The organism is Pseudomonas sp. NPDC098740, from assembly GCF_044760065.1.
Taxonomy (GTDB): domain Bacteria; phylum Pseudomonadota; class Gammaproteobacteria; order Pseudomonadales; family Pseudomonadaceae; genus Aquipseudomonas; species Aquipseudomonas rossensis.
On sequence record NZ_JBIWAM010000028.1, the window covers coordinates 62827 to 72885 of the forward strand.

At 58.1% G+C, this 10059-nt stretch carries 8 protein-coding genes; 6 read left to right on the forward strand and 2 right to left on the reverse strand.

What is annotated here, in order from left to right; genetic code table 11:
• Positions 1-35: 35 nt before the first annotated feature.
• Positions 36-2381, reverse strand: coding sequence for an acylase (locus tag ACIQU2_RS25170; RefSeq protein ID WP_403144728.1), 2346 nt, complete (start codon positions 2379-2381; stop codon positions 36-38).
• Between the two features lie 244 nt (positions 2382-2625).
• Here ACIQU2_RS25170 and ACIQU2_RS25175 point away from each other — a divergent pair, with 244 nt between their 5' ends.
• Positions 2626-2997 carry a fe2+ zn2+ uptake regulation protein gene (locus tag ACIQU2_RS25175; protein WP_347805929.1) on the forward strand — a complete coding sequence of 124 codons (372 nt, stop codon included), beginning with the start codon at positions 2626-2628 and terminating at the stop codon, positions 2995-2997.
• Positions 2998-3016: 19 nt separating this feature from the next.
• Here the strand turns inward: ACIQU2_RS25175 and ACIQU2_RS25180 are convergent, their stop codons facing one another.
• Positions 3017-3205, reverse strand: coding sequence for a hypothetical protein (locus ACIQU2_RS25180; RefSeq protein ID WP_347805930.1), 189 nt, complete (start codon positions 3203-3205; stop codon positions 3017-3019).
• Positions 3206-3356: 151 nt separating this feature from the next.
• Here ACIQU2_RS25180 and ACIQU2_RS25185 point away from each other — a divergent pair, with 151 nt between their 5' ends.
• The 5 genes from ACIQU2_RS25185 to ACIQU2_RS25205 all read left to right on the forward strand — a co-directional run bounded on the left by ACIQU2_RS25185 (position 3357) and on the right by ACIQU2_RS25205 (position 9926).
• Positions 3357-3494 (forward strand): hypothetical protein, encoded by a 138-nt coding sequence (locus ACIQU2_RS25185; protein ID WP_347805931.1) that lies wholly within the window; start codon positions 3357-3359, stop codon positions 3492-3494.
• Between the two features lie 275 nt (positions 3495-3769).
• On the forward strand, positions 3770-5011 hold the full coding sequence (locus ACIQU2_RS25190) for an MFS transporter (RefSeq protein WP_403144732.1): 1242 nt from the start codon (positions 3770-3772) through the stop codon (positions 5009-5011).
• A gap of 21 nt (positions 5012-5032) precedes the next feature.
• A complete protein-coding gene (locus ACIQU2_RS25195) occupies positions 5033-6163 on the forward strand; it encodes an acyl-protein synthase (protein WP_347805933.1) in 1131 nt (376 codons plus the stop codon).
• A gap of 1 nt (position 6164) precedes the next feature.
• Positions 6165-8567, forward strand: a complete 2403-nt coding sequence (locus tag ACIQU2_RS25200) for an aldehyde dehydrogenase family protein (RefSeq protein ID WP_403144736.1) — start codon at positions 6165-6167, stop codon at positions 8565-8567.
• A gap of 69 nt (positions 8568-8636) precedes the next feature.
• The gene (locus tag ACIQU2_RS25205; RefSeq protein ID WP_403144739.1) at positions 8637-9926 is read left to right on the forward strand and encodes a phenylacetate--CoA ligase family protein; all 1290 of its coding nucleotides are present in this window, start codon (positions 8637-8639) and stop codon (positions 9924-9926) included.
• The last annotated feature ends 133 nt before the right edge of the window (positions 9927-10059 follow it).

Here is a 10059-nt window from a genome sequence, read left to right on the forward strand (position 1 = left end):
GCGGCCTTCATTTCCTGGTTCAAGCATCGTCAGCGTTACTGTGCGGCCACCTTCCCGGCTTTTTCATCCTGCTCGCGGATCGTCTGAACCTGGTACTTCGGATCGGACGTGATCTGCTGTTCGGTGAACGGCAACACACTCAACTGCTTCCTGGAAAATGCCAGGGTCTGGTCTCTGGAGTACTTGGAGGCCGGATCACTGGATAGCGAGAACGCCAGCAGGCCCTGGGCCTGCGGTCCCTTGTCATCGAAAGTCACCACCTGCAAATAGCTGGTACCGCTGACAACTTCGAGTTTACCGTCGGTTCTCGGCACGCTCTGAATGGCGTTATAAACCCCCAGAGTGCCAGGTCCACCGTGAATCGGCGTCTGCTGGCCGCCACTGCTGACCACCTGGATATCACCCCAGCGGCTATCGGCCTTGAGCCCCATCTTGTTGATCTGCGCGACCGAGGCCAGCATCGCCTCGCGAACCGCCTTTGCGACGTCCGGGCGATCGACCCCCAGGCCACTCGGGGTGTGTTGCGGGTCTTTCGGATCGAACGCCACACGCCAGAGGTCAGGCGTTTGCTGTAGCGACGCCATGACATTCTGAAAATGCACAAACCCCAGACCACTGTCCAGATTCGCACTGCGATCCCAGGCCTTGAGACTGGCACACAGCGGCGCGAGCGCTGGCGCATCGGTACCCAGTGCCGCCGCACAGAACTGCAGCAGGTCCGGCATCACTTGTGCCGCCTGATACACCTGGTCGTCCATCACCATGTGTTGCAGATCCGCCGCTGCTATTGGGCCGGCCTTGTTCAACGTGTTCAGGCGATCCAGGGCAAAACGCGAGCGTAGCCCCAATGGCTGGCCGTCCTGGCTGATCAGTGGCGAAAAACCGGTGAGCGGTTGCGCCGGGTTGGCCATCCAGGCCGAATCGTTGGAGTGCTGCACAAAATCCTTGCGCAACAGCTGCGGCAACTTGTCTGCCGCAAAAATGCCTTTTTGTGCAGCCGTCGGGTCGATGTCCCAGGCACACGCACTGTTGGAACCGTCGAGGACGATCATCTGCAACCCGGCCCGCGGATCACTGCACCTGGCCAGTTTGTCGGCACTGACGTTCGGCACGACCGAGAGATTCATGTACAGCGTCTGCCCCTGGTCATCCGTCGCCAGGGTGTTGACCCACGGGATCCCCTGGATCTTGTGCACCGAAGCCTGCAAGTCCTTGAGGCTGACCGCGCGGTTCATTGCATACCACTGCTGCAAGACCCGATCGTTATCCAGATTGGCGTCGCGCAAGCTGTAGGCGAACTGGTTGTCCCAGTCGAGCTTTCCGGGCCATTGCACGATCGGACCGAACTGCGAACTGTAGACCACATGAGAAACCGGTCTGGTCTGGCCATCCGGTTGTTTCACGTTCACGGTCAGGGTCTGTTTCTTCATCGGCAATGACTTGCCGTCGAGCAGATAACGGCTCGAATCCTTGGGATCGAGTTGCAGGCGATACAAGGTGAAATGCTTGGACGAGTCCACGGTGTGGGTCCACGCCAGGTGCTGGTTGAAACCGATGTTGATCATCGGCAGCCCCGGCAGCGCCGCGCCCATGACGTCCAGTTTGCCGGGAATGGTCAGGTGCATTTGATAGAAACGCATCCCGCCGACCCAAGGGAAATGCGGATTGGCCAGCAACATGCCGCGGCCGTTGAAAGAACGCTCACTGCCGACCGCCACGGCGTTGCTGCCGCGGTCCAGGGCAAACCGCTGCATGCGCGAGGCGGCCACCTGGAACGTCACCGGTTCACCCGCCACAGGAGCAACGGCTTTGGGTGGCGCCGCGCCGGCCAAGGCTTCGGCAAACTGCCCTACTCCGCCCTCGACCAGCAGACGTCGCGTCAACTTGACCAGATCCCGGGCGGTTATCTCGCGCACCCAGTCACCCTGACACTGCTGCGGCAAACCCTGCACCCGACGTTCTGTCAGCGAACGGTTATAGCCCGCCACATAACCTTCAATAAGATCGCGCACTGGCGGGGTTTGTGCTTGCCAGAAACCCTCGACGGCCTGTGGCGTGTTCAGCCAATTGAAAAACAGATCGCTGACCAGGTTTTCGCGCTCTTCGACCGTGAACTGATCCGGGCCGAAATAGCGTGAACGTTCGCCGTTCACGGTGGTGATCTCATTGGCCAGCAGGCACAGGTTGTCCTGAGCGTAGGCGTATCCAATGCCATAACCGAGCCCGCGCTCGTTGTCGGCACGGATATGCGGCACACCGAAACTGGTCCGGCGGATGTCGGCGCTCGCCTGCTCCGGCTGACTGCGTGCGTTTGCCGCAAGACTCAAGCCTACCAACACGCCTGCAAGGCTCAACCGGGTTAACTGCCTGGAAATAATCACGCTCGCTCCTGATCGAAAATACAAACACCCTGCGTCATACACGCACTGCGCCTTCCCCTAGAAACGAATGAAATGACAAAAATTTAGGCCGTGAAAAGCGCTTTTTACGGGCATCTCACAGGCCGCTGACGTGATGGCGACAAAATTTCTACATTCGGGGCTTCATTATTTGCCCTGCTCGTACGTCTTATTGAATGAGAGCACCCATCACATTTCCTGGCCGGCTCGGAAAAGGAGTTTTTGCATGTACAACTCGCAACTGCCAACGGACGGTAGCAATGCGCCAAAGAGCTCTGCCATGGGCTCCGGTGTTTTCAGTCAACGGGGCGAGCGCAATGGCAACGAGCGGATCAGGCTGCTGCTCAAAAGCTATGGTCTGCGAACCAGTCTGATCCGCCTCAAAGTCATCGACGCCTTGCTGACCGCCGCCGAAAGCGACCGTAGCCTTGGCGTGCGCGGCGTGCACAGCCACTTGCTGGACCTGGATATACCCCTGTCCTTTCTCAGTGTGCGGGAAGTATTGAAACGCTTGTGCAGCGAAGGCGTGGTCACGCTCAATCCGGACAAAAGCTACAGCCTGCATCCGCACGCTGCAGCCATGCTCCATCGCGAGTGATCCGCTCAAGGTGCGTCGCTCAGGGTTTGACCTTGCGACGCATCATGCCATTGATCACCACCACGACCACCGCCACGCCGATGGCGATGTACTGAAACAGCTTCTCGCTGATGACGCCTGCGTTTTGCAGATACGAAAGGCCGAACATGATCCCTAACACCACGAGGGAGATCAGAATCGAGTATTTCAAACGTTGCGACTGAGTCATTGCGAGTTCCTGAATCTGAAAAATGTGTCCGGTTTGTATCCAAATGCATGCCAAGCCCCCTACCGCTCTCTGGGGATGGGGCGCTACAAACGGGGTCTCATGTTACAGCCGATCAAAAGATTTGGCTTTATTGCCCCATGAGGATTTTTAAATGCTCCGTCGAATCACACTGCTGATTCCCCTGCTCGCTCTCCTGACACTGAGCGGCTGCATCGTTTTCCCCCACGGCGGCTGGCACGGCGGTCACCATTACGACCGTGGCGGGCCGGGTTATTACCAGCATCGATAAGGGTTGGTTGTGTCATAAAGCGTGGATAAATGAACATTCATTCGTAAGGCAAATACCCCACCCAATAACTATTGAACAAATGCCCGCCCTGTCGCGGGCATTTTTCGTACATGCGTATTCACTTCTTGTTTCCTTCCCTGTGCACATCGAAACATAGCGATAACCATTGAAGCTTTCGGTCTTAATCGTCCATTTGAGCTATTCATATTCGATGATTACTCTCGGTGCATCGCAATAAACCCGCTATTAAATTTTGAGCAAAGAACAGGGATGCCATGCACAAGCCTTTAATCAATATCAGCCCCCACCATTTGTTTGGCTTTTGCCTTGCAATAACTTTTTTCGAACTGCTGACCTATATGGCCAGCGACATGATTATGCCGGCCATGTTGACCGTCACCCGACAACTGGATGCCAGCCCCGACCATGTCCCCTACGCCTTCAATCTTTATCTGGCCGGCGGCATGCTTCTGCAATGGCTGATTGGCCCGCTGTCTGATCATTTCGGTCGCCGCCGGATGTTGCTCACCGGCTGTGCGGTATTCGCCATGGCCTGTGCCGCAGCGTTCAACGTGCAAAGCATTTATGCGTTCAATGGCTTGCGACTGATTCAGGGCATGGGGTTGGGGTTTGTCATCGCGGTCAGCTACCCGGCCCTGCAAGAAGTTTTCTGCGAAGCCGACGCGGTCAAAATCATGGCGTTGCTGGGGAACGTTGCACTGCTCTCCCCGCTTCTGGGGCCGTTGCTCGGCAGTCTGCTGCTGGAGTGGTTGTCCTGGCGAGAGCTGTTTTTACTGCTGGGTCTCGGCGGCGTGATGGTCTGGCTCGGGCTTTACCTGTTCATGCCGGAAACCGTGGGCACCCTGCGCCACGACGGTCAGCGACTGGAAGCCGTGCGTTTTGAATGGCACGGCACCGTGCGCCGCTATGTCGCGTTGCTGACTAACCCGCAATTCCTTTGCGCCGCAGTCGCGCTGGGCGTGATGAGCCTGCCCTTGATTGCCTGGATCGGGTTGGCGCCGCTCTTGCTGATCCACAACCAGGGGCTTTCAACTCTGCACTATGGCCTGTGGCAAATCCCGGTGTTCGCGGCCGTCATTCTCGGCAATCTGATTCTCAACCGACTGATTGCCAACGCTGAACTGCCACAACTGATTCGATACGCGCTTTGGCCGTTTTGCGGCGGGCTCATCGCGCTAGTCGTCGTCAGCTTCTACGGTGCTTCGACAGTCGTGCTGATCAGCTGCCTGGCGCTTTACTCTGTTGGGCTTGGCATGAGCAATGCCGCGCTGTACCGGCTTGCGCTATTTGCAAGCGACGACAGCAAAGGTCTGGTCTCGGCCATGATCGGCATGATCTCGATCGCCGTCATGGGCGGCGGCGGCTCGCTTATTGCGGCCGTCGGTGCCGGTGACAGCCACGAATCGTTCGCTTTGATGGCGGGTATCGCGGGGCTGCTGAGCCTGGCGCCCCTACGCCTGTTTCTGCGGCGCTCTCACATCGCGCTTGCCGTCTGACACCACACAGTAGGTCTTTTGATGATCCATTTACCCCACACCGATGCGCTCTGCGCGTTAACGCAACCCTATTGCCTGGATTCCGTACCCGAGGGCCTGTTCGACCAGGCAATGGGGGAAATCAGCCTGTTTCATTGTCACCACACGCCTGGCTACGAACGCTGGCTAAACGCCAACGGGCTCGATGCAAAGGACCTGGAGACACTGGATGACTGGTCCAGGTTGCCACCGATTTTCGCCAACTATTTCAAACGTCACTTGTTGTTCGGCCCCTCCGGCGAAGGCGCGCTGGAGCTGACCTCATCCGGCACCAGCGGCCAGAAGAGTCGTATGCGCTATGACCCTCGCAGCATGGCCGCGGCTCAAGGCATGGTGAGCCACATTTTCAGGTACTACGGCTGGGATACTCCGCAAAGCCCCTGCAATTATTTGCTCCTGAGCTACGAGCCTGAGGCTGCCATCACCTTGGGCACCGCTTACACCGACCAGTTTCTCTGCAGCTATGCTCCCGTCAATCGCGTCGTCTACGGATTGCGCCGGACGGGTAAAGGCCACGAGGTCGACCTGTTTGGCGTGATTCGCGCCTTGCAGGAGTTTGCCGACGAGGGATTGCCCGTGCGGATTCTCGGATTTCCTGCGTTTCTTTCGCATGCGCTACAGCACATGGAAAACACCTGCGCACCGAATCTCAAGCTACCCGCTCAGTCATTGGTGTTTTTGGGGGGCGGCTGGAAAACCCAGGCCGCACAAGAGATTCCCCTGCTTGAGCTGTATGCCCGAATCAACCGGCAATTAGGTATCGACCTGTCCCGATGCCGGGACGGTTACGGTGCCGTCGAGCATGCCGTGCCCTACATCCAATGTGCCCGCCATCATTTTCATGCACCCATTTACTCGAAGGTTTTCGTGCGCAACCCATCCGATTTCACGGTCCAGCCATACGGCCAGCGCGGCTTGCTGGAATTCGTCTCCCCGTACATTTCGTCAAGCCCGGCGCATGCCGTGGTCATGGGCGATCTGGCGACACTGCACCCGGGAGCAAGTTGCGGATGTGGCCTGACGACCGATTGGTTCGAGCTGCACGGACGTGCCGGCACCACCGCCAGTCGCAGCTGCGCCATGGCGGCTTCCGAATTGCTGGGAGGGGTTTGATATGTACCTCATCAATGGCCAACTGCATGACGACGTTACCCCGGAAAGCGCCCTCGAGCGCCTTCAGAAACAATTGCCCCGATTGCTTTCTGCACCGATCGACAGCGAGACCGTCATCAAGGCCGCCGCTCATTTCGCCACGCAATTACAGACTCGCAGTCTGAACCTGTCCCTCGACGACGATCAATGTCAGGGACTTATCGATTTCTGCCAGTGCAGCAACCTGAGCAGGAAGCTTGAGCGGGAACTGGGTTCGCAACCCCGTTCGCTGAGGCGTATCGACTACCAGCAGCCACATTTTGAAAGCTGGCACCCGTTGGGACTGGTGGTGCATGTGACGCCGGGCAATGCGCCGATGCTGGCGTTCTGCGCGGTTCTCGAAAGCCTGCTGGCCGGTAACATTAACTGGTTACGCCCCAGCGCCAGCGATACGGGTTTGACTGCGCAATTGCTGGCTGCCTTTGTGAAGTGCGACACCAGTGGCAGGCTTGCCGAATTCGTCGCGGTGCTGCCCGTGGGCACTTCCCGGATAGCCGAACTCTGCGCTCAGGCCGATGGCGTGTCAGCCTGGGGCGGTGAAAAGGCGCTCAAGGCGATTCGTCAGCAAATCCCCACCGGATGTCGCTGGATCGATTGGGGGCACAGGATCAGTTTCGCTTATCTGTCGCCTGACGCGGCCAACTCTTCGGCGCTGGATGCGTTGGTGGATGAGGTTTGCAGTCTGGATCAGCAAGCGTGTTCCAGTCCGCAATGGGTGCTGGTGGACAGCAACGATCCGGCGACCCTGCAGGACCTGGGAGAGCGTTTGAGCGAAGCCTTCACGCGTCGTGCCTCGCACTGGCCGGCGCTGGTGCCCACGGACCAGGAAGCGTGCGAGATCACCACCCGCACGGCCATGGCGCAACTGGATTACTGTTTTGCGAACCAGAGCGGCCAGGTCTGGGCCGGCCACGGATGGCGGATCATCTGGGAACACCATCAGACGCTCGCGCCTTCGCCGCTGTTTCGTACGGTGCTGCTCAAACCCGTACCGCAACACTTGATCGCCGAGACGCTGTTGCCTTGGCGCACTGTCCTGCAAAGCTGCGCACTGATTTGCTCTGCGACAGAAACGCCAGGACTTGTGCGAACGCTGGTCAACGCTGGGGTCACCCGTATTGCGCCTTGCGCAGGGATTCATGACGGCTACACCGGTGAGCCCCATGATGGCGTCTACGCGTTGACGCGTCTGAGTCGCCGCCTCTCGGTGAGTCTGTTGCCGGATGTTTTGCCTGGCCGGGCAACGCTCGACCCGGTCCCGCCCGCCCCGGACACCGCCCATGCGCCGATCATGGACAAAAACACCTTCACGACACAGCCGATGGGCGCCGCGGCGCAATTGTATTTTCGCTCAGGAGGGAGCAGCGGCCCTCCGGCCCTCGCCGGTTTCAGCTATCGCGACTTTCAACGGCAGATGCGCGCAGCGGCAGACGGCCTGTTCGCCGCCGGGCTCGATCCTTCACAGGACCGGGTCATGAACCTGTTTTATGGCGGCAGCCTGTACGGAGGTTTCCTCAGTTTTACCAAAATACTGGAACAGATGGGCGTCTCACACTTCCCCATGGGTGCGCCTCAGGACGAGGATTTCAGCGAAATCGCCCAACTGATCGTTGACCAGCGTGTCACCGTGCTGATTGGCATGCCGAGCACCTTGCACCGTCTGTTCTTCAACGAGCAGGCCCGACTCCGCACGTACGCAGGTATTGGCAAAGTGTTCCTCGGCGGCGAGCATCCGGGCCAAACCAGCCTGAGCCTCATGGAAAGCTGCGGGGTCTCGATGATCCGCTCGGCGATCTATGGCTCCGTCGACGCCGGTCCCTTGGGGCATGCGTGCGCAGCCACCGCGAACGGGGTGTTTCACTTGATGTGCGACACCCAGCATCTGGAAATTGTGCAGATCGAACGGGATGAACCGGTTCAGGCTAATGAGATCGGTCGCCTGCTGTTTACTTCACGAGCGCGGCAAGGCCAAACCGTACGCCGGTATGACGTGGGCGACACCGGTCGCTGGATACCCGGAGCCTGTCCGTGCGGGTTGGACTCACCCCGGTTCGAACTGCTCCAACGCCACGGCAAACTGGTTCGAATGGGCACGGAGTTCATTTCGCCTTCGGCTCTGCAGGATGCCGTCGGCGCACCCATTCAGATTGTTCTCGACCACACCCCTGATGGCGTCGAGCGACTCAACGTTCTAACGGATGCAGACATCAACCAGGTTCGCAACGCATTGCTGAGCCATGAAGCACTGGCAAATGCCGTAAACGCCAAACTGTTAACTGTCGAAGTTCAAGTGTGCACAGAGCAAGCTTTCACTCGAAACAAACACAGCGGCAAAACACCCTTGGTTATTGATAAAAGAAAATAAAAATACCACCAGCCACTCACAACTTGCTTTTAACCGTCTAGACGCCTGATATAAAAAAGAGAGAACCCAGTGAAATCAACTTATTCGCTCGAACAACTGCTGCCTTACATACGGCAACATTCAAACTTCTACCGCCAGCAACTGGAAAACTTACCGCCGCAGGGCGTTACGTTACAAGATATACCGCTCACCAACGCCATGGACTATTGGTCTGACAGCAATGACTTGAGTCATTGGCCAGTCCTGACCGGAAAGGTCGACGATGCGCTGCTGTTTAAAACCGGCGGATCGACCAGCCAGGGCAAACTGACGGTGTACACCTATAACGAATGGCAAGAACTGGTCAGTACGTTCGGAGAAAGTTTCTCCTCTCAGCTGAACGACGGTGACCGTGTCGCCAATCTGTTTTTTTCCGGTGATCTTTACGCCAGTTTTCTGTTCATCCACGACGCGCTGGCACATGTGAGGCGATCCATCTGCGAGTTTCCGTTTTCCGGGCAAGTCGAACTGGACGTACTGGCCGATGCGATCGATCAGCATCGGATCAACGTGCTGGTCGGTGTCCCGGCACAGCTGCTGCGATTCGCGGCCTACCTGAACCAGCATCGGCGAGTACTGTGCGGGGTTGATACGTTGCTGTACGGCGGCGAAAGCCTGTTTGCCCCGCAGTTGGCAATCCTCACCGACGTGTTTCCCAACGTGCGCATTGCTTCCATTGGCTACGCCAGTGTAGACGCCGGCCTTATCGGGGCCAGCGACCGCGACTGCGCCTTGGGCGAGCATCGGGTGTTTGAACCACACACCGTTCTGGAGATCGTCGATGAATTCACCGGTGAAGTCATCGAAGAATGCGATCGCACCGGATTATTGGTGGTGACCAATCTGACTCGACGGCTCATGCCACTGCTGCGTTATCCGGTGGGCGACCGCGCGTGCTGGCGCGAACCCGGCTCAACCCCAAGGCGTAAATTCGCCCTCAAAGGACGTAGCGCGCACAGCCAGCGAGTGCGGGTGGGTGTGCTGTCGCTGCTGATCGATGACATCCACGAGATCGTCCAACGCATTGCCCACAACGACCAATGGCAACTGCTGATCGAACATGACGGATACAAAGATATTTTGAGTGTGAAGTGGGTTCCCTCAGCGCTATCAATGGCCATCGTACCGGTGTGCCGAGAGTTGTACGAGGCGCTGGTTGAACACTATCGCGCCATCGAGGAACTGAGCCGCGAGGGCCTGTTGGAGCTGCGAGTGCTGTCCTGCGATGTCACAGCCCTGAAGCTTCACCCACGCTCCGGCAAACAACTGCGGGTCCTGGACTTGCGCGGGTATGACGCACCGTCGCCGGAGCCCGCATGATGCCGCATTTGATTTTTCGACCCTATCGGCCATCCGACGGTATGCGATCCATGAAGCACACCTTCCGTCAGATGCGCTTCCCGTTTACCGTGGCATTTCCGGCGAGCAGTTCCACGGCAGCAATGCTTCATAG